At 71.6% G+C, this 17,615-nt stretch carries 18 protein-coding genes, 1 tRNA gene and 1 pseudogene; 11 read left to right on the top strand and 9 right to left on the bottom strand.

Annotation, left to right across the window (positions count from 1 at the left end; all coding sequences use genetic code 11):
• Positions 1 to 71: 71 nt before the first annotated feature.
• Positions 72 to 1,460 (top strand): glutamate decarboxylase, encoded by a 1,389-nt coding sequence (locus ABZ342_RS36990; protein WP_360483260.1) that lies wholly within the window; start codon positions 72 to 74, stop codon positions 1,458 to 1,460.
• Here the strand turns inward: ABZ342_RS36990 and ABZ342_RS36985 are convergent.
• Positions 1,457 to 2,518 carry an NADH:flavin oxidoreductase/NADH oxidase gene (locus ABZ342_RS36985; RefSeq protein ID WP_360483257.1) on the bottom strand — a complete coding sequence of 354 codons (1,062 nt, stop codon included), beginning with the start codon at positions 2,516 to 2,518 and terminating at the stop codon, positions 1,457 to 1,459. The two genes, ABZ342_RS36990 and ABZ342_RS36985, sit on opposite strands and share 4 nt — an antisense overlap.
• A gap of 74 nt (positions 2,519 to 2,592) precedes the next feature.
• Between ABZ342_RS36985 and ABZ342_RS36980 the strand changes: the two genes are divergently transcribed.
• Both ABZ342_RS36980 and ABZ342_RS36975 read left to right on the top strand, forming a co-directional pair.
• Positions 2,593 to 3,219 (top strand): TIGR03085 family metal-binding protein, encoded by a 627-nt coding sequence (locus ABZ342_RS36980; protein ID WP_155547855.1) that lies wholly within the window; start codon positions 2,593 to 2,595, stop codon positions 3,217 to 3,219.
• A 10-nt stretch (positions 3,220 to 3,229) separates the two neighbouring features.
• The gene (locus tag ABZ342_RS36975; protein WP_086859558.1) at positions 3,230 to 3,415 is read left to right on the top strand and encodes a tautomerase family protein; all 186 of its coding nucleotides are present in this window, start codon (positions 3,230 to 3,232) and stop codon (positions 3,413 to 3,415) included.
• Positions 3,416 to 3,451: 36 nt separating this feature from the next.
• On the opposite strand, the gene ABZ342_RS36970 is transcribed toward ABZ342_RS36975, so the two are convergent.
• Positions 3,452 to 5,302 carry a prolyl oligopeptidase family serine peptidase gene (locus ABZ342_RS36970; protein ID WP_360483252.1) on the bottom strand — a complete coding sequence of 617 codons (1,851 nt, stop codon included), beginning with the start codon at positions 5,300 to 5,302 and terminating at the stop codon, positions 3,452 to 3,454.
• A gap of 39 nt (positions 5,303 to 5,341) precedes the next feature.
• Here ABZ342_RS36970 and ABZ342_RS36965 point away from each other — a divergent pair, with 39 nt between their 5' ends.
• Positions 5,342 to 6,106 carry a methyltransferase domain-containing protein gene (locus tag ABZ342_RS36965; RefSeq protein WP_360483249.1) on the top strand — a complete coding sequence of 255 codons (765 nt, stop codon included), beginning with the start codon at positions 5,342 to 5,344 and terminating at the stop codon, positions 6,104 to 6,106.
• A gap of 63 nt (positions 6,107 to 6,169) precedes the next feature.
• Here the strand turns inward: ABZ342_RS36965 and ABZ342_RS36960 are convergent.
• Both ABZ342_RS36960 and ABZ342_RS36955 read right to left on the bottom strand, forming a co-directional pair.
• Positions 6,170 to 6,243: transfer RNA gene (locus tag ABZ342_RS36960), tRNA-Pro, on the bottom strand.
• A 29-nt stretch (positions 6,244 to 6,272) separates the two neighbouring features.
• Complete coding sequence (locus ABZ342_RS36955) at positions 6,273 to 7,253, bottom strand: metallophosphoesterase (protein WP_360483246.1); 981 nt, start codon at positions 7,251 to 7,253, stop codon at positions 6,273 to 6,275.
• 118 nt (positions 7,254 to 7,371) lie between these two features.
• Between ABZ342_RS36955 and ABZ342_RS36950 the strand changes: the two genes are divergently transcribed.
• Together ABZ342_RS36950 and ABZ342_RS36945 are read left to right on the top strand one after the other, a co-directional pair.
• Positions 7,372 to 9,105 (top strand): protein kinase, encoded by a 1,734-nt coding sequence (locus ABZ342_RS36950; protein WP_360483243.1) that lies wholly within the window; start codon positions 7,372 to 7,374, stop codon positions 9,103 to 9,105.
• A 27-nt stretch (positions 9,106 to 9,132) separates the two neighbouring features.
• Positions 9,133 to 9,648, top strand: a complete 516-nt coding sequence (locus ABZ342_RS36945; protein WP_360483240.1) for a hypothetical protein — start codon at positions 9,133 to 9,135, stop codon at positions 9,646 to 9,648.
• Between the two features lie 53 nt (positions 9,649 to 9,701).
• On the opposite strand, the gene ABZ342_RS36940 is transcribed toward ABZ342_RS36945, so the two are convergent.
• Positions 9,702 to 11,876 (bottom strand): transglycosylase domain-containing protein, encoded by a 2,175-nt coding sequence (locus tag ABZ342_RS36940; RefSeq protein WP_360483237.1) that lies wholly within the window; start codon positions 11,874 to 11,876, stop codon positions 9,702 to 9,704.
• A 343-nt stretch (positions 11,877 to 12,219) separates the two neighbouring features.
• Between ABZ342_RS36940 and ABZ342_RS36935 the strand changes: the two genes are divergently transcribed.
• Entirely contained in the window at positions 12,220 to 12,516 is a 297-nt protein-coding gene (locus ABZ342_RS36935; protein WP_155547850.1) for a WhiB family transcriptional regulator, read from the top strand.
• 51 nt (positions 12,517 to 12,567) lie between these two features.
• Here the strand turns inward: ABZ342_RS36935 and ABZ342_RS36930 are convergent, their stop codons facing one another.
• The 3 genes from ABZ342_RS36930 to ABZ342_RS36920 are packed head-to-tail and all read right to left on the bottom strand — an operon-like array spanning position 12,568 to position 14,951.
• Complete coding sequence (locus tag ABZ342_RS36930; RefSeq protein ID WP_155547849.1) at positions 12,568 to 13,677, bottom strand: ArsA family ATPase; 1,110 nt, start codon at positions 13,675 to 13,677, stop codon at positions 12,568 to 12,570.
• On the bottom strand, positions 13,674 to 14,681 hold the full coding sequence (locus tag ABZ342_RS36925) for an ArsA-related P-loop ATPase (protein WP_155547848.1): 1,008 nt from the start codon (positions 14,679 to 14,681) through the stop codon (positions 13,674 to 13,676). Before ABZ342_RS36925 ends, ABZ342_RS36930 begins: the two co-directional genes overlap by 4 nt.
• A gap of 21 nt (positions 14,682 to 14,702) precedes the next feature.
• A complete protein-coding gene (locus ABZ342_RS36920; RefSeq protein ID WP_155547847.1) occupies positions 14,703 to 14,951 on the bottom strand; it encodes a hypothetical protein in 249 nt (82 codons plus the stop codon).
• 105 nt (positions 14,952 to 15,056) lie between these two features.
• Between ABZ342_RS36920 and ABZ342_RS36915 the strand changes: the two genes are divergently transcribed.
• Genes ABZ342_RS36915 through ABZ342_RS36900 form a run of 4 tightly spaced genes read left to right on the top strand, consistent with a single transcriptional unit; the run spans position 15,057 to position 17,492 of the window.
• The gene (locus ABZ342_RS36915) at positions 15,057 to 15,218 is read left to right on the top strand and encodes a DUF4177 domain-containing protein (RefSeq protein WP_086679227.1); all 162 of its coding nucleotides are present in this window, start codon (positions 15,057 to 15,059) and stop codon (positions 15,216 to 15,218) included.
• A gap of 4 nt (positions 15,219 to 15,222) precedes the next feature.
• Positions 15,223 to 15,678 (top strand): RidA family protein, encoded by a 456-nt coding sequence (locus ABZ342_RS36910; RefSeq protein ID WP_086840822.1) that lies wholly within the window; start codon positions 15,223 to 15,225, stop codon positions 15,676 to 15,678.
• The gene (locus ABZ342_RS36905; RefSeq protein ID WP_155547846.1) at positions 15,678 to 16,304 is read left to right on the top strand and encodes a hypothetical protein; all 627 of its coding nucleotides are present in this window, start codon (positions 15,678 to 15,680) and stop codon (positions 16,302 to 16,304) included. Before ABZ342_RS36910 ends, ABZ342_RS36905 begins: the two co-directional genes overlap by 1 nt.
• Before the next feature lie 36 nt (positions 16,305 to 16,340).
• On the top strand, positions 16,341 to 17,492 hold the full coding sequence (locus tag ABZ342_RS36900) for a hypothetical protein (RefSeq protein WP_360483230.1): 1,152 nt from the start codon (positions 16,341 to 16,343) through the stop codon (positions 17,490 to 17,492).
• 30 nt (positions 17,493 to 17,522) lie between these two features.
• On the opposite strand, the pseudogene ABZ342_RS36895 reads toward ABZ342_RS36900, so the two are convergent.
• Positions 17,523 to 17,615: pseudogene (locus ABZ342_RS36895) on the bottom strand (ABC transporter ATP-binding protein); the annotation flags it as partial.

Here is a 17,615-nt window from a genome sequence, read left to right as displayed (position 1 = left end):
AGGGGCCGTTCCGGGAGGAACGGCCCCTTTCGCGTCTGCCGAAACCCGCGATCCGCAGTACGTTCGGCGGCATGGTGCTGCATCAGGGGAAGACGGACCGTCCGGACCGAGTGGGCGGCACGAATCCGATGTACGCCGGGGCGAACCCGGCGCTCGCGGCGAGCCTCGTCATGCCGCGCGACAAGCTGCGCGACGACCCGCTGCCGCCGGACGCGGCGCTGCAGCTCGTGCGCGACGAGCTGATGCTCGACGGCAACGCGCGGCTCAACCTCGCCACCTTCGTCACGACGTGGATGGAGCCGCAGGCGCGGGAGCTGATGGCCGAGTGCGTCGACAAGAACATGATCGACAAGGACGAGTACCCGCAGACGGCCGAGCTGGAGCGGCGCTGCGTGAACATCCTCGCCGACCTGTGGCACGCCCCCGACCCCACCGACATCATGGGCTGCTCGACGACCGGGTCGTCCGAAGCCTGCATGCTCGCCGGGATGGCGTTGAAGCGCCGCTGGTCCAAGCTGGGCCGCACCGGCAAGCCGAACCTGGTGATGGGCATCAACGTCCAGGTCTGCTGGGAGAAGTTCTGCGAGTACTGGGAGGTCGAGCCGCGGCTGGTGCCGATGGAGGGCGACCGGTACCACCTCTCCGCCGACGAGGCGGTGGCGCGCTGCGACGAGAACACGATCGGCGTGGTCGCGATCCTGGGCTCGACGTTCGACGGCAGCTACGAGCCGGTCGCGGAGATCGCCGCGGCGCTGGACGCTCTCCAGGAGCGCACCGGCTGGGACATCCCCGTGCACGTCGACGGCGCTTCGGGCGCGATGATCGCGCCGTTCCTCGACCCGGACCTGGAGTGGGACTTCCGGCTGCCGCGCGTGGCGTCGATCAACACGTCGGGCCACAAGTACGGGCTCGTGTACCCGGGTGTCGGCTGGGTGGTGTGGCGCGACCAGGCCGCGCTGCCGTCGGAGCTGGTCTTCAACGTGAACTACCTGGGCGGCGACATGCCGACGTTCGCGCTCAACTTCTCGCGCCCGGGCGCCGAGGTCGCGGCGCAGTACTACACGTTCGTGCGCCTCGGCCACGAGGGGTTCCGCGCGGTGCAGCAGGCTTCGCGTGACGTCGCGACGCACCTGTCGGCCGGCATCGAGGCGCTGGGGCAGTTCGAGCTGCTGACCTGCGGCGAGCAGCTGCCGGTGTTCGCGTTCACCACCCGCGCGGACGCGGGGTTCGACGTGTTCGACGTGTCACGACGGCTGCGCGAGCGCGGCTGGCTGGTGCCGGCGTACACGTTCCCGGAGAACCGGACGGATCTGGCGGTGCTGCGGATCGTGGTCCGCAACGGCTTCACCCACGACCTCGCGGACCTGCTGCTGGCGGACCTGAAGCGCGTGCTGCCGGAACTGGAGAAGGAGGGCGGCCGCCCTCAGGATCCCGCGAAGGCGACCTCCTTCCACCACTAGTGCCAGGACTTGGCGCGGGCGTACTGGTCCGGCCAGTGGACGTCCGCGCCGAGGGTGTTCGCCGCCCGCAGCGGCCAGTGCGGGTCCCGCAGCAGGGCGCGGGCCAGGAACACGACGTCCGCTTCGCCGTCGGCGATGATGTCTTCCGCCTGCTGGGGGTTCGTGATCATGCCGACCGCGCCGGTCGGGAGGCCGGTTTCGGTGCGGATCCGCTCGGCGAACGGGACCTGGTAGCCCGGGCCGACGGGGATGTCCGGGTTCGGGGTGTTGCCGCCGCTGGAGGTGTCGATCAGGTCGATCCCGCGCTCGGCCAGGAGCTTCGCCAGCCGGACGGACTCGTCGAGCGTCCAGCCGTCCTCGGTCCAGTCCGTGGCCGACAGCCGGGCGAAGAGGGGGACGTCGGTCGTGGCGCGGACCGCGTCCGCGATTTCGAGGGCCAGCCGGGTGCGGCCCTCGAAGTCGCCGCCGTAGCGGTCGGTCCGGGTGTTCGATAGCGGGGACAGGAACTGGTGCACCAGGTAGCCGTGCGCGAAGTGCAGTTCGAGCAGGTCGAACCCGGCGCCGACCGCCTTCCTGGCCGCCTCGGCGAACGCCTCCGGGAGGGCGCTGACCTCGTCCGTGGTGAGCGGCCGCGCCGGGGCGTAGGCGCCGAACGGCTGAGCGTCGGCGCCGACACTCGGCCAGCCACCCTCGTTCTCCGGGACGCTGCCCGAGCCTTCCCACGGCCGCCGCGTCGAGCCCTTGCGGCCGGCGTGGCCCAGCTGCATGCCGATCGCGGTGCCCTGCTTGTGCACGAACTCGACGATCCGCTGCCACGCTCCGGCCTGCGCGTCGTTCCAGATGCCGGTGTCCTGGGGGCTGATCCGCCCTTCGGGCACGACGGCGGTCGCTTCGGTCATGACGAGCCCGGCGCCCCCGGTGGCGAACTGGCCGAGGTGCACGAGGTGCCAGTCGTCCGGCACACCGTCGGTGGCGGAGTACTGGCACATCGACGACACCCACGCGCGGTTCGGCAGGGTCAGGCCGCGGACGGAGATCGGGCTGAAGAGTCGGCTCACGTCTGGATCAACGACACGTGCCCGTGGTCTCTTCCCGTCGCCAGGGACGTCTACCGACGGGTAACGTGGACCACATGGGTGTCGCTGCTGACGAACGCCAGGCGCTGAGCTCGCTCCTCGACGACCTCGGGCCGGACGCGCCCACCTTGTGCGAAGGCTGGACGACGCGGGATCTCGCCGCGCACCTCGTCGTGCGTGAGCACCGGCCCGACGCCGCGCCCGGGATCATGGTGCCCGCGCTCGCCGGGTACACGCAGAAAGTCCAGGACCGCTACGCCGCCAAGCCGTGGGCCGGCCTGGTCGAGCAGGTCCGGAAGGGCCCGTCGAAGTTCTGGCCCACCGCCATCGGCCCGCTCGACGAGCTGACCAACACCGCCGAGTTCCTCGTCCACCACGAGGACGTCCGGCGCGCGCAGCCGGGCTGGGAGCCGCGGCCCGCCGATGCCACCCGGGACGCCGCCGCCTGGAAGTCGGCGAAACAAGCCGCCAAGCTCAACCTGCGCAAGGCGCCGGTCGGCGTGACGCTCCGCACGAAAGACGGCCGGGAAGCCGCCGTCAAGACCGGGCCGGACCCCGTCACGGTCGTCGGCGAGCCCGTGGACCTGCTGCTGTTCGTCTTCGGCCGCGACGCCGTGCAGCTCGACTTCGAGGGCGACGCCGCCGCCGTCACCAAGCTGCAGTCGGTGAACCGGGGGCTCTAGGCTGCGCGTCATGCCGATGATCAGCGTTGCCATGTTCCCCGGCCGCACGCCCGCCCAGAAGAGCGCCTTGGTCCGGGAGCTGACCGACGCGTTCGTCCGCACCTGCGGCGGCAAGCCCGAGGGCGTCCAGGTGACGCTCGTCGAGATCGGCGCCGACCACTGGGCGACCGGCGGCGTCCTGCACTCCGAACGCTGACCCGCCGGGAGACCGTCCGGCCTCCCGGCGAGCGCGTCAGCGCAGGCCGAGGGCCCGCTGGGCGAAGTTGACCTCGATCGACGTCTGCTTGATCGTCTCCGCGATCACCAGCGAGCCGTGGCCGGCGTCGTAGCGGTAGAACTCGTGGTGCAGGTCGCGGCCGCCGAGCCGGTCGAGGTAGTTCTCGATCTGGCGGATCGGGCAGCGCGGGTCGTTGTCGCCGGCCAGCACGAGCACCGGCGCCCTGACGGCGTCGACGTACGTCAGCGGCGAGCACTCCGCGTACACCGCCGGCACGTCCTCCGGCGAACCGCCGAAGAGCGCGCGGTCGAACGAGCGCAGCTGCTCCATCTCGTCCTCGTACGCGGCGACGTAGTCCGCCACCGGCACCCCGGCGACGCCCGCCGCCCACCGCGCCGGCTGCGTGCCGAGCGCGAGCAGCGACAGGTAGCCGCCCCACGAGGCGCCGTTGACGACGCACTTCGCCGGATCACTGAGTCCACTTTGGACGGCCCAGTCGTGGACCGAGGCGACGTCCTCCAGCTCGGTCAGCCCGGGCCGGCCTTCGATGGCGTCACGCCAGGCCGAGCCGTAGCCGGTCGAGCCGCGGTAATTTACCTCGATCACGGCGAACCCGGCGTCGAGCCAGGTCGCCCGGTAAGCCGAGAAACGATCTTCGTCCGCCGCGTGTGGGCCGCCGTGCAGCGAAAACACCGTCGGCAGCGGGCCCTCCGGCGCGTTCGAAGGCCGCGAGACCAGTGCGTGGATCCGGCCGCCGACGCCTTCGACGAACGCGTCGGTCACCGGCTCCGACCCCGGCGCCCGGTCGCCCGGCGGCTCGAGCAGCACCGAGTCGGCGCCGTCGGCCGTCCGCGCCCGGACCGCGGCCGGCTCGGCGGCGCTGGACCACGAGTACTCGACCGTCCCGTCCGGACGGACCCCGGCGCCGCCGATCCGGCCGGCCGGAGTGTCCACAGAGGACAGCTCGGCCGTGTCGAGGTCGTAGCGGTACAACGAACTGCGACCTTCGTGGAAGTGGACGACGAGCAGGGCGCGGGCGTCCGGGTACCAGCCCGCGACGACCTCGCCGGGCAGGTCCAGCTCGATCTCGGTCTCGGTGTCGTCCCGGACGTCCCAGACGAGCAGCTCCTCGCGGCCCCGGCGTTCGTGCAGCACCAGCAGGCGCTGGTCGCCGGGCAGCGGCGAGAACTCGAGCGCGGACAGGCCCTTGCCCTCGCCGTCCCACTTGTCGGCCACCACGGCGAACCCGTCGGTGGCGAGCACTCGCAGGGCGGGGTGGCGCGAGTCGCCGTGCTCGGAGTGCGAGATCGCGATCAGGCTCTCGTCGCGGGACATCGACGCGATGCCGGCGTCGTCCGCGTGGCTGTAGAAGCGGTGCGTCTCGCCGCCGATCCGGGCGAACAGCTCGCTGCCGTCGTCGGTCGAGACGCCGACCGCGATGATCCCGGCGCCGATCTCGAGGCCGGCCGGGTAGCCGTCGTGGACGTCCGGCACGGCCTTCTCGGGCTTGCTGCCCTCGGTCGCGGCGAACGGCTCGCGCACCCAGGAGCCGAACTCGTCGCCGTCGGTGTCGTCGAACCACCAGATCCACTCGCCGTCCGGGGACGGGGTCGAGTGCAGGGTGCCGTTGGGCCGGTCGGTGACGCGGCGGTGCTCGTCCGTCGCACGGTTCCAGGCGTAGACCTCCCAGACACCGCTGGCGTTGGAGACGTAGACGTTGGCGTCGGGGGCGTCGCGGGCCCAATCGGGCGTCGAGATGCGGGGGGCGTGGAAGCGGGCGCGCCAGCGGGCTTCGGCTTCGGCGTCGTCGAACAGCCGGTCCGGGACCACCGCGGGCGGGAATTGCTTGGCTGACTGCGTGCTCACCCCTCGATCCTGCCACCTTCTGGCCGTACTGTGTGCGGGGTGCTGGAGGGTTACGCGCCGGGCTACGGGCGAGACGCGGTTTCGATGATGTCCGCGCGCACGGCGGCGGAGCGCGCGACGTTCGCCCAGCCGCTGTTCGGGCCGGGGACGTGGGTGGTCGACCTCGGCTGCGGCCCGGGCTCGATCACGCTCGGGCTGGCCGCGGAGTCCCGCGTCACCGGAGTCGACCTCGACGCCGGTCAGGTGGCGCTCGCCCGGGCCGCCGCGCGCCGGGCCGGGAGGTCCACAGTGGACTACGTGGTGGCGTCGGCGTACGACCTGCCCTTCGCTTCCGGGAGCGTGGACGTCGCGTTCTCGCACGCGCTGTTCGAGCACTTGGCCGCACCGCTGGACGCGCTGGCGGAATTGCACCGCGTGCTGAAGCCGGGCGGCAGGCTGGCTTTGTCCACTTCGGACTGGAGCAAGGCCCGCCTCCGGCCGAAGACGGCGAACGTCGACGCGGCCCTGCGCGGCCACTACCTCCTGCGCCGCCAGGCGGGCGGCAACCCGTTCGCGGGCCGCGTGATCGCGGACCAATGCGCGACGGCGGGGTTCACGGAGATCGTGTCGAGAGCCCGCTACCGCTCGGACATGAGCTACCGCGACCTGGCGAGATACGTGGAGACGCGGCTCGAGGCGGCACTCAGGGAGGAGGGACGAGACCGGGACCAGCTGGCGAGCGCGGCCCGCTCGGCGTGGGTGTGGACCCGCGGTGGCGACGGCGATTTCAGCCAATGCTGGGTCGAGGTGACGGCGACCCGCTGAAAGAGCGCTGAAAGAGCTGTGAAACCAGAAGAGCCGGTGTCCGAAGACACCGGCTCTTACTCGTCGGGGTGGCGGGATTCGAACCCACGACCTCCTCGACCCGAACGAGGCACGCTACCAAGCTGCGCCACACCCCGAGGTACTGCTTAACGGGTCGTGGAGAAGTCTAGCGGACGGTGTCGCGGGCTTTCCGGGGGGCCGACTTACGCGATTTCGCCGTCCCCGATCCGCGCGGGACCAGGGTCAACAGGCTCGCCTCGGGCGGGCAGGCGAAGCGCGCCGGCGCCCAGGGCGACGTGCCCAGGCCGGCCGAAACGTGCAGCCACATGTGCGCGCCCCAGCGCGAGGCGCCGCGGGCGCGGGTGCGATCCAGCTCACAGTTCGTGACCAAGGCGCCGTAACCCGGGAGCCGGAGCTGGCCGCCGTGGGTGTGGCCCGCCAGGACCAGGTCGTAACCGTCCGTGGCGAACGTGTCGAGCACCCGCGGCTCGGGCGAGTGCGTCACGCCGATGCGGACCGCCGCGCCGCTGTCGGCCGGGCCGGCGATGTCGGCGTAGCGGTCACGGCGCAGGTGCGGGTCGTCGACGCCGGCCGCGAACACCGGCTGCCCGCCGACGTCGATCGTGCGGCGGACGTGCGTCAGGTCGGTCCAGCCGTGCTCGACGAACGCCGCGCGCAGGTCGCGCCACGGCAGCTGGACGCCGTGGATGCGCTTCTTCTTGCCCTGCGGCATCAGGTACCGGGCCGGGTTCTTGGGTTTCGGCGCGTAGTAGTCGTTGCTGCCGAAGACGAACACCCCGGGACGGTCGAGCAGCGGGCCCAGCGCGCGCAGCACGGACGGGACGGCCTGCCGGTGCGAGAGGTTGTCGCCGGTGTTGACGACGAGGTCGGGGTTCAGTTCGTCGAGCGCGGCGACCCAGCGCTGCTTGCTGCGGTGGCTCGGCAGCATGTGCAGGTCCGAGACGTGCAGGATGGTGAACGGCCGCGACCCCGGCGCCAGCACCGGCAGCTCGGCGGTGCGCAGGGTCCAGTGGCGCCGTTCGATGCCGACGGCGTAACCGAGGGTCGCGACGCCGAGCGCCACCGTCCCCGCGGCGAGGCGCTTCGCGGTCGCCCCCGACGTGCTTGTGTTACTGAGCGTGCTCACGGAGTCCAGGATACGTGCTCAACGGTTGGGTCAACTCGCCGCCGTTCCGGGGAACCTGACCTTTAGCATTTGCGTCGGCCCGTGTGATGGGTTTCCAACCGGGGGGTTGGGGAGAACGATGGAGCAGTTCGGGCCGTACCGGATCGAGGGCCTGCTCGGCCGAGGGGGCATGGGCGAGGTCCACCGCGCGTACGACACGGCGCACGACCGCGTCGTCGCGCTCAAGCTGTTGTCCGGGCCGAACGCGGGTGACGAGGCTTTCCGCGCGCGGTTCCGCCGCGAATCGCAGATCGTCGCGCGGCTGCGGGAACCGCACGTGATCCCGATCCACGCGTACGGCGAAATCGACGGGCAGCTGTACCTCGACATGCGGCTCGTCGAGGGCAAGGACCTCAAGGAGCTGCTCGAAGACGGGCCGCTGACGCCCGAGCGGGCGGCGGCGATCGTCGAGCAGGTCGCGGGCGCGCTCGACGCCGCCCACGAGGACGGCCTGGTGCACCGGGACGTCAAGCCGTCCAACGTGCTGGTGACGAGCGCGGACTTCGTGTACCTCGTGGACTTCGGCATCGCGCGGTCGATGTCGGGCGAGGGGACGTCGATCACCGGCACCGGCAACGTGATCGGCACCCTCGACTACATGGCGCCCGAACGCTTCGGCGACGCGCCGATCACCGGGCTCGTCGACGTCTACGCGCTCGCGTGCGTGTTCTTCGAGTGCCTCACCGGGCGGCGCCCGTTCGCCGCGGAAGGCGCGGCCGCGCAGATGGGCGCGCACCTGAACGCGCCGCCGCCGGTGCCGTCGCAGGAGCGGCCCGGGCTGCCGCCGGCGCTGGACGCGGTGGTGGCGCGCGGGATGGCGAAGTACCCCGCCGACCGGTACCCGACGGCCCGGGCGTTCGCCGACGCCGTCCGGACGGCTCTCGCCGCGCCGGTGCCGCCGATGCCGACGTGGCAGAAGACCCTGCCGGGCCCGGTACCGCCGCCGGCTCGGCCCGCGCCGATGACCCCGCCGCGCGCCATGCCGATGCCGACCGCGCCCTACCCAGGTCCGCCGACCGGGACGTACGCGGGTCCGCCGACGGGACCGTGGAGTGCCCCGGTCCCGATCCCGGTCGCGCCGCAGCCGCCCCGGGCGGCGAAGTCGCAGCGGAATCGGTGGATCGCGCTGTGCGGCGTGCTCGCCGGGATCGTCGTGGTCGCGTTGGTGATCACGTACGTGGTGACGAAGGACAAGACGACGCAGACCGGCGGTCCGACGACGCCGGTGACCGTCGACCCGCCGACGTCGTCGACGCCGGGGACGACCTCGAAGACGACGCCACCACCGTCCACTTCGGAAACGAAGCCGGCCCACGACGAGAAGCTGTACGCCGCGCTTCCCGCGGTCTACAAGCAGTACACGTGCGAAGACGCGACCGTCCCGGCCGGAGCGGCCGCCGCCGTCGAATGCGGCGACTCGAACGTGGGGGACGTCAAGGCGGGCAACGTGGTGTTCCCCCAGCCGACGGGGGCGAAGTTCCTGCGGTTCGCCGACGCGGCGGCGATGGACAAGTGGTTCCAGGACATCGTGAAGAGCCAGGGCCTCACGCGCAACGACGCCAAGGGCGCGTGCCGCCCGCTGACCTTCCCGAAGATCTGGGGCACGTACTACCGAGCCGAGACGCGCGCGCCGGTGCCCGGCGACTACCTGACGTGCTTCCTCGGCGACCCGGCCCAGCTGGCGTGGACGGACGCGAAGAAGCTGATGGGCGGGGTCCTGCTGTCGACGAAGGTGACGGACAACGACCGGCTCGACCAGCTGTACTACTGGTGGAACATGGAGGTCCTGTCCGACATGCCAGGGGGGAACTGACCGTTGGGGTATTCCGGGTAAAAGGGAATGACCGTGCTGGTGATGACCGACGCGATGCGCGAACTGGCCGCGCGGGCGGAGCTGGACACCGTCACCGCGGCGGACCTCCCGCCCGGGGCCGGCGAAGTCCTGGCGGCGGGCTGGGTCCGGGAGCCCGGCGGCGCGTGGGTCCTGGGAGCCCGGCGCCGGTCGTATTCGGGTGACCGCGCCGCGTTCGACGACCTGACAGGGTACGAAGCGGCGGTGAACGGCCGTGCCGTGCACGACCTGGACCTTCCGCGCGGGGAGGAGCGGGCGGCGCTGCTGCTTCGTCGTGGTTATGCGCTGAGCCGCGAGGTGCTGCACCTCGTCCGCGCCGTTCCGGACGCGCCGGCGGTGACGGCGCTCATCACGGTTTCGGTGTCGTCGACCGAGGATCCCGAGTGGGTGGGCAACCAGACCTTCTGGGCGCGGCACGTGGGTGAACGACCGTACGTCGAGATCGACGACCCGGCCAGTCCGGAATTGCTGATGTCGATGGATTCGGCTTTCCCGCCGGCGTAACCGACCGGAACAAGCCGGAAAGGGGCCGCGCCGAGCGCGGCCCCTTCCGGCCGTTACCGGGCGGCGCCGCCCATGTACTGCGGATCCGGTCCTGGCAACGGCACAGCCGGCTGGCTGGCGTCCATGATGTTCTTCATCGCGCCGAACCAGGTGCGGGCCGGGGCCTTGCCACCGAAGATGTTCCCGCTGCCGCAGACCCGGACGTTGCCCGGTCCCGCGTCGCAGATACCGCCCTGGCCGCCGCCGAACTTGAATGTCATTGCCGCGCCCGCCAGCTGCGGGGTGCCGCCGACGAACGTCGCCGAGACGTTGCCCTGCGTCGTGCCCGTCTTGCCGATGATCGGCCGGTTCCAGCCGACCGCGGCCGCCGCGGCGGCCGACGTGCCGCCGGGCTGGTCGTCCTTGCTCATGCCGACGGCGAGGGTGTTCGCCAGGCCCTCGGGCACGGCCTGCTCGCACGGGGCTTCCTTCACCGGCACCGGCGCGCCGTTGCGGTCGGTCACCCCGGCGATCGGCGTCGGCGGGCACCAGACGCCGCCGGAGAGGATCGTCGCCGCGACGTTGCCCAGCTCCAGGCCGCTGAGCGGGCTGAAGCCCAGGGTGAACGCGCCGAAGCCCGGCCAGCTGCCCTTCGGGCCGTAGTACTCGGCCTGGCTCTGGCTCTTCTCCGGCTTGTCCGCCTTCGGGTCGACCGTGCCACCGCCGATGTTGCTCGCCATGGTGTCGCGCATGCCGAGCCGCTTGGCCATGTCGATGCCGGGCGCGGTGCTGCCGAGCCGGTCCTCGAGCTCGACGAACGCGGTGTTCGGCGAGGTCGCGAGCGCCGTCTGCAGGGTCGCGCCCTGGGCGATCCGGCTGTAGTCACCGGCGTTGCCCACGCAGTACCAGTTCGAGCGCAGGGGCGGCCCGGTCGGCGGGCAGCTCTTCGCGCCACCGGTGAACACGCGCGACGTATAGGAGTCGGGCACCAGCACCGGCGAGTAGATCCCCGCCACGCCCTTCTCGAGCGCCGCGGCCGACGTGAAGATCTTGTACGTCGACCCCGCGCCGCCGGTGTTGTAGACGCCGGTCGGCAGCGCATACGTCGTCTGGCCCTGGTCCTGGTTCTGGCCGTAGTCGCGGTTCGCGGCCAGCGCGACCACCTCGTGCCGCTCCTTGCCCGGCCTGATCAGCGACAGCGTGTTGGCTACGTACGGCTGGGTCTTCTTGACCTGCGCTTCGGCCGAGACCTTCGCCTCGTGGTTGGCGCGCTCGTCCAGCGTCGTCTTGATCGTGTAGCCGCCGGTGTAGAGCTGGTCCTTCGTCATGCCGGCCTTGATCAGGTAGTCCTCGACGTACTGGCAGAAGAACCCGGACTCCGGGCCCGCGCCGATGCAGTTGGCCGCGGGCTTGGCCGGGAAGTCCGGCACGACGCCCAGCGGCTCGCCCTTGAAGCGGTCCGCGTCGGCCTTGGCCAGCTTCTTGTTCTCCACCATCCGGTCGAGGACGAGGTTGCGGCGCGCGGTGGCCTTGTCGGCGTGCTTCCACGGGTCGTTGTTGATCGGGTTGTTCACCAGCCCGGCCAGCAACGCCGCCTGCGGCACCGTCAGCTTCTCCGGCGTGGTGTTGAAGTACGCGTGCGCGGCGGCCCCGATGCCGTAGATCTGCCGGGAGAACTCGACGATGTTCAGGTAGCCGGCGAGGATCTGCTGCTTGGACAGCTTGGTCTCGAGCTGGATCGCGATCCGCGCTTCCTTGAGCTTGCGGGCGACCGACTGCTCCTGCGCCTTCTTCTGGCCGATCGGGTCGTTCCGGTAGACGACGTTGATCAGGTAGTTCTTGGTGTACTGCTGGGTCAGCGTCGACGCGCCCTGCGTGTCGGCGCCCGTCGTGTTGCTGACGGCCGCGCGCAGCGTGCCCTGCCAGTCGACGCCGTGGTGCTCGTAGAACCGCTTGTCCTCGACCGAGACCAGGGCCCACTTCATGGCCTCGTTGATCTGGTCCGGGGTGATCGGCAGGCGGTACTGGTCGTACAGGGTCGCGATCGGCTTGCCGGTGCTGTCGGTGACCGTCGTGACCAGCGGCGGCGGGATGTCGGCGAGGTCCGAGGACGTCTTCTCCACCGTCTCGCTGGCCTGGTTGGACATGACACCGGCGGCCCCCACGATCGGGAAGAGCATGCCGGCGACGAGTACCCCCGCGAGCAGACAGAGGCCGATGAGCTTGAACAAACCATCCGCTTTTCGCACGAGGGCCAGGCTACCCGGAGTGAGTCAGGCGCCGGTGACGCCGTGTCTCCGGAGGTGTGAAATCAGTGACAAAACCGACCCCCTTCGGTGACATCTGGTAACGGAAGGCATTCTAGGTCTCGACGGGGGGAACCGAGGGCCCCTACAGTCCGTCAACGTCTCACGAAGACAAGCCGTCGGATGGACCAACACGAGTGGGAGCTCGTCCGGTCGATGCGGCGGCTACCGGCACCGGGGAGGTGCCCGGAACCGACGTGAGCAGAGGGAGACACGCTCGCGGGGGCAAGGAGCGCAGTGCCTTTCCCCGCTGGTGCGTCGATCACCAGGGTAGGGAGCTGGGGGTATGGAAACCAACCAGTCGAGCTGGCGAATGAACGCGTCCTGCCGGGACGCCGACCCGGACGGCTTGTTCGTCCGGGGCGCGGAGCAGAACCGGGCCAAGGCGGTCTGCATGGGCTGCCCGGTCCGGACGGAATGCCTCGCCGAAGCGCTCGACGGCCGGATCAACTTCGGCGTGTGGGGAGGCATGACCGAGCGGGAGCGGCGGGCGTTGCTGCGCCGCCGCCCCGACGTGGAGAGCTGGGCGGACCTGCTCGACGCGGCCAAGAGGGACGCGGAAGAGCGGGTCGAGGTCGGCTGAGGGCCGCGGCGGGGTGCGCGGTCCTGCCACCGCGTGCCCCGCCGCTCGGCCTCAGCCGGCGAGCTTCACGCCGATGGCGCGCAGGCCTTCCAGGTCGTGCACGTCGCCGGCCAGCGCGGGCACCCGGGCCAGTGCCACCTCGGGGTGCGCCCGGGTGAACCGCGCCAGCAGCCTCTCCTCGCGCGCCGCCAGGTCGACGCGGTCCGCGTGCAGGCGCAGCACCGCTTCGGCCAAGGGCGCGCCCTGCAGTGAGTCCGCCGCTGTGCGCGCCTCGGAGCCGGACAGCTTCGCCAGCACCGGGTGCGTCCGGTTCGCGATCAGCCCGGCCAGCGGCATCGACTCCGACGACAGCCGCTCGACGAAGTAGGACGCCTCGCGCAGCGCGTCCGGCTCCGGGGCCGCCACCACCAGGAACGACGTCCCCGACGAGCGCAGCAGCTCCGCCGTCTTGCGGGCGCGCTCGCGGAAGCCGCCGAACATGCTGTCGAACGCCTGCATGAACGCCGACGCGTCGGTCAGCAGCTGGCCGCCGATGATCGTCGAGACCGCCTTCGCGAACATCGAGAAGCCCGCGTTGACGACCTTGCGCAGACCCCAGCCGCCGGCCTTCGCCGGGCCGGTCAGCAGCCGGATCATCCGGCCGTCCAAAGCGGACGACAGCCGCGTCGGCGCGTCCAGGAAGTCCAAAGCGGACCGGCTCGGCGGGGTGTCGACGATGATCAGGTCCCAGTCGCCGCTGGCCGCGAGCTGGCCCAGCTTCTCCATCGCCATGTACTCCTGCGTGCCGGAGAACGACGTGGAAATGGTCTGGTAGAAGGGGTTCTGCAGCAGCTGCTCGGCCCGCTCCGGGCCGGCGTGCACGCGCACCATGTCGTCGAAGGTGCGACGCATGTCCAGCATCATCGCCCACAGCTCGCCCTTGGGCTCGAACCCTTCGACCTTCACCTGCTTCGGGTGGTTGCCGAGCTCGCGCAGCCCGAGCGCCTGCGCCAGGCGCCGCGCGGGGTCGATCGTCAGCACGACGGTCTGGCGGCCGCGCTCGGCCGCGCGCAGGGCCAGCGCCGCGGCGGTGGTCGTCTTGCCGACGCCGCCGGAGCCGCAGCAGACGATCACGCGGCTCTCCGGGGCGTCCAGCAGCGCGTCGATGTCGATGGTGGTCACACCCGCACCCCCTGGTCGGTCAGGGCCTCGGCCAGGTCGTAGAGGGCCGCGACGTCGACGCCGTCGGTGAGGTCCGGCAGCTCGAGCGTCGGCAGGTCGGCTTCGGCGAGCTGCTCGCGCGCCCGCTGCTCGGCCGCGACCCGCACGGCGTGCTCGACGGTTTCCTCGACCAGCGCGTCCAGGGTGTCTTCCGGCAGCTTCAGCCCGGCCGACGCGAGCCCGGTGCGGACGCGGGAGGCGTCGACGCGCCCGTCCGCGGCGGCGGTCACCGAGCGCGCGGGCAGCCGCGGCGGTCTGACCCGGTTGACGAGCACCGCACCCGGGCGCAGGTCGGCGCCGTCGAGCTCGGCGACGGCTTCGACGGTCTCGCGGACCGGCATCTCCTCCAGCAGCGTGGCCAGGTGGATCACCGTCTCGCCGGAGTGCAGCAGCTTGACGACGCCGTCGGCCTGGCCGCGGATCGGGCCGGTCTTCGCGAGGTCGGTCAGGGCCTTGGTGACGTCGAGGAACTTGACGACCCGGCCGGTCGGCGGCGAGTCGACGACGACGGCGTCGTAGGTGTGCCGCCCGTCGGACTCGGTGCGCCCGACGCACTCCTTGATCTTCCCGGTGAGCAGGACGTCCCGCAGGCCAGGGGCGAGCGTGGTCGCGAACTCGATCGCGCCCATCCGCCGCAGCGTCCGGCCGGCGAAGCCGAGGTTGTAGAACATCTCGAAGTACTCGAGCAGCGCGGCCTCGACGTCGATGTGCAGCGCGCGCAGCTCGCCCCCGCCGGGGACGGCGGCGATGCGCTGCTCGGCGTAGGGCAGCGGCTCGGTGTCGAAGAGCTGGGCGATGCCCTGGCGGCCCTCGACCTCGATGAGCAGCACGCGCCGGCCTTCGCGGGCGAGCGCGAGGCCGAGCGCCGCGGCGAGCGTCGTCTTGCCGGTCCCGCCCTTGCCGGTGACGAAGTGCAGCCGGGCGCGGGCAAGCTCGTCGGTCCAGCCGGCATGGGAAGTGGTCACCACTTCACCCTAAATCAGCGCTCAGCTGGCCAGCAGCATGACGCTGACCGCAGCCGCGACCGCCGCGACGAGCACCCAGGCGACGAGCCCGGGCAGCACGGTGAGGATGAGCACACCGAGGACGACCAGCAGCGTGAAGGTGATCACCCCGCCGAGGACGACCTGGCCGGAGCTTTGCGTCCGGTCGCGCACTTTCGCCATCACGACGAGCACCAGGGGCAGCCCGGCCGCCGCGAGCAGGGCCGCCGCGATCACGCGCCACGTTTCCACGAGCCCACGCTAGCGGCGTGAGATGGAACACAGCACGGCGAGTCGCGCGCGGATTTCCGGCGGCGGCCCCCGGCGGTCTTGCCCGCTTGGCTACGCTCCCGGTTCATGAGCGCCACCAAGTGGGAGTACGCGACCGTCCCTCTGCTGATCCACGCGACGAAGCAGATCCTCGACCAGTGGGGCGAGGACGGCTGGGAACTGGTCACCGTGCTGCCGAACCCGACGGGCGAGCAGCACGTCGCGTACCTCAAGCGTCCGAAGGGCTGACCCCGTGAGCTGGAGCGAACGGCTGAAGGAGCTCGGCATCGAGCTGCCCGGCGTGGCCGCCCCGCTGGCCGCCTACGTGCCCGCCGTCCAGAGCGGGAAGCACGTCTACACCTCGGGCCAGCTGCCCTTCGTCGACGGCGTCCTCGCCGCGACCGGCAAGGTCGGCGCGGAGATCAGCCCCGAAGAGGCGAAGGGCCACGCCCGCACGTCGGCGCTCAACGCGCTCGCGGCCGTGCACGCACTGGTCGGCATTGACAACGTCGCGCGGATCGTCAAGGTTGTCGGCTTCGTGGCTTCCGCGGAGGGCTTCACCGGCCAGCCCGCGGTCGTCAACGGCGCGTCCGAGCTCCTCGGCGAGGTCTTCGGCGACGCGGGCATCCACGCCCGCTCGGCCGTCGGCGTGGCGGAGCTGCCCATCGGCTCGCCGGTGGAGGTCGAACTGATCGTGGAGGTGCAGTGATGGATCCGGACATCGAGCAGTCCACTCACGAGCTGCTGCTCCGGCTGGCCGGGCGGCTGCCCGACCAGCTGCTGTGGCGGTTCCGGGACTGGCTCGGCGAGGGCGCCATGGGCACGCTCGCCCGGACGCTGCCGAGGTCTTTGCTTAAGCACAGGATTGACCTCGACCAGACGGAGTACCGCCTGCTCGTGGCCGGGCTCATCCCGCACGGCGCCGACTGGCACCAGGTCAGTTCGACGCTGGGGGTAGACGACGTCACCGAGAACCGGTACACATTCACGTCGAGTGCGCCCGAATGGGTTAACTCGGTCGACTCCGTGTCCGTGTTGATCCACGCAACGTTGCGAGGACGCCCGGACGTGGGGGAAGTGCGGCAAAGCTGGCGACACGTCGGTGTGGTCGGGCAGGGCACGGCCAAACGCGTGCTGCTGATCACCGCGCTGAACGGTCTGCCGAGGTTGACCGGCGAACTGCAGCGGGTGCTGCGCGTTCTGGGCGACGAAGAGCCCAGCGTCGAGGTCATTCCGCCGCGCTTCGACCTGCCGGGGTACCACCGGGCCGCGCTGGCCGACTCAGAGCTGGTCTGCGTGGGCGCGGTGACGGGGACCCGGCTAGTAGCCGCATAGCGCTCGCCCGCCAGCGAGCTGGGAGGGAGCAAGGCAATGGTGGAGGTCCACGACGGCCCGCCCATGGACGGGTTCTCGGTGCCCCTGCGCCTGCACAACCTGTTACTGGCCCTGGCGGGCCGGATCGACGACAGCGCGCTCACCGAGGCGCGTGAGCTGATCGCCCGTGCGCACATCGACGAGGCGGTCGAGCTGACCACCGGCACGCTCATCGCGGGCCGGATCCCGGTCAGCTCCGCCGAACAGCGGGAACTGGCGTTGGTGCTCGAGATGAGCCGGTCGGACGCCACGCTGGCGAACGACCTGCTGGTCGACGAGGCCGAGCCGGTCAGCACGCACCGGTTCAGCGGCGAGAACTCCCCGGAGTTCGGCATCGCCGAGGCGCTCGACCGGACCCTGCAGGTGCTGCCGGACGTCCGCTCGGTGCACGCGGTGTGGCGCAACACGCCGGCCGGCAGCGTGCCGGGCGCGCTGCCGCAGCGCGTGGTGCTCGTCGAGCTGGGGCCGGAGGGCAACCCGCCGGCCGTCGCGTTCCGCGTCGACACGGCGCTGCGCCGGGCCGGGATCCACTCCGTCGTCGAGGTCAGCGGCCCCGGCGTCGCGCACTCCGAGTACCACCAGGCCGCTTCGGCGGCCGCGTCGCCGGCCTGGGTGACCGGGAGCACGACGTCGACCGCGTCGGTCTACCGGCCCGAGCCGGTCAAGGCGCCGGCCGCGGTGGCGCCGGAACCGGTCGCGGAGTCCTCGGGCAGCCGGCACAGCATGCGGTCGAGCGCCGCCACGACGACCTCGCCGGAGCCCGTCGCCCCGGTGGTGCCGATCGTGTCGCCGCCGCCCGTCCCGGAGCCGCCGCGCCAGTCGCGGTCGGAGCGGTCTTCCGAGCGGTCCGAGACGCGGGCCGAGCGCACCGCCGACCTGACCCCGGCCGAGGTCGCGCAGCTGCGGCAGGCGCTGGCCGAGGACCCGGAGAAGGGCCGCGAGATCGCCATCGGCAAGCCGTCGATGCACGAGGTCGTCGAGCTGCCGGCGCTGGACCTGGACGACCCGAGCCTGAGCGAGCGCGACCGGGCGCTGCTGCGTGAGCTGCACGCCGAGCTGGCCGAGCGCGAGCGGGCCGAGGCGGCGAAGATGCGGCTCAACGGCGCTTCCCGCTCCGGCGGCGAGCAGCGCGGCTGGACCGCACCCTAGGTTCGTCTGCATTCGGCGAAGGCGGAGCCCCGGCTGGATGTCGATGTCGATGCCGGCCAGGGCGTACTGCGCGCCGTAGCGCTTCACCAGCCCACGGCCGGACAGCACCGGCCCATTCGTCCA

Source organism: Amycolatopsis sp. NPDC005961 (genome assembly GCF_040629235.1).
In the GTDB taxonomy this organism is placed as follows: Bacteria; Actinomycetota; Actinomycetes; order Mycobacteriales; family Pseudonocardiaceae; genus Amycolatopsis; species Amycolatopsis camponoti.
The sequence above is the reverse complement of the archived record's forward strand: the minus strand, read 5'-3'. Positions and strand labels throughout refer to the sequence as shown.

Coding starts and splice junctions, on each gene's coding strand:
- ABZ342_RS36990 (WP_360483260.1), top strand. CDS start 72: ATGGTGCTGCATCAGGGGAAGACGGACCGTCCGGACCGAGTGGGCGGC.
- ABZ342_RS36980 (WP_155547855.1), top strand. CDS start 2,593: ATGGGTGTCGCTGCTGACGAACGCCAGGCGCTGAGCTCGCTCCTCGAC.
- ABZ342_RS36975 (WP_086859558.1), top strand. CDS start 3,230: ATGCCGATGATCAGCGTTGCCATGTTCCCCGGCCGCACGCCCGCCCAG.
- ABZ342_RS36950 (WP_360483243.1), top strand. CDS start 7,372: ATGGAGCAGTTCGGGCCGTACCGGATCGAGGGCCTGCTCGGCCGAGGG.
- ABZ342_RS36945 (WP_360483240.1), top strand. CDS start 9,133: ATGACCGTGCTGGTGATGACCGACGCGATGCGCGAACTGGCCGCGCGG.
- ABZ342_RS36935 (WP_155547850.1), top strand. CDS start 12,220: ATGGAAACCAACCAGTCGAGCTGGCGAATGAACGCGTCCTGCCGGGAC.
- ABZ342_RS36915 (WP_086679227.1), top strand. CDS start 15,057: ATGAGCGCCACCAAGTGGGAGTACGCGACCGTCCCTCTGCTGATCCAC.
- ABZ342_RS36905 (WP_155547846.1), top strand. CDS start 15,678: ATGGATCCGGACATCGAGCAGTCCACTCACGAGCTGCTGCTCCGGCTG.
- ABZ342_RS36900 (WP_360483230.1), top strand. CDS start 16,341: ATGGTGGAGGTCCACGACGGCCCGCCCATGGACGGGTTCTCGGTGCCC.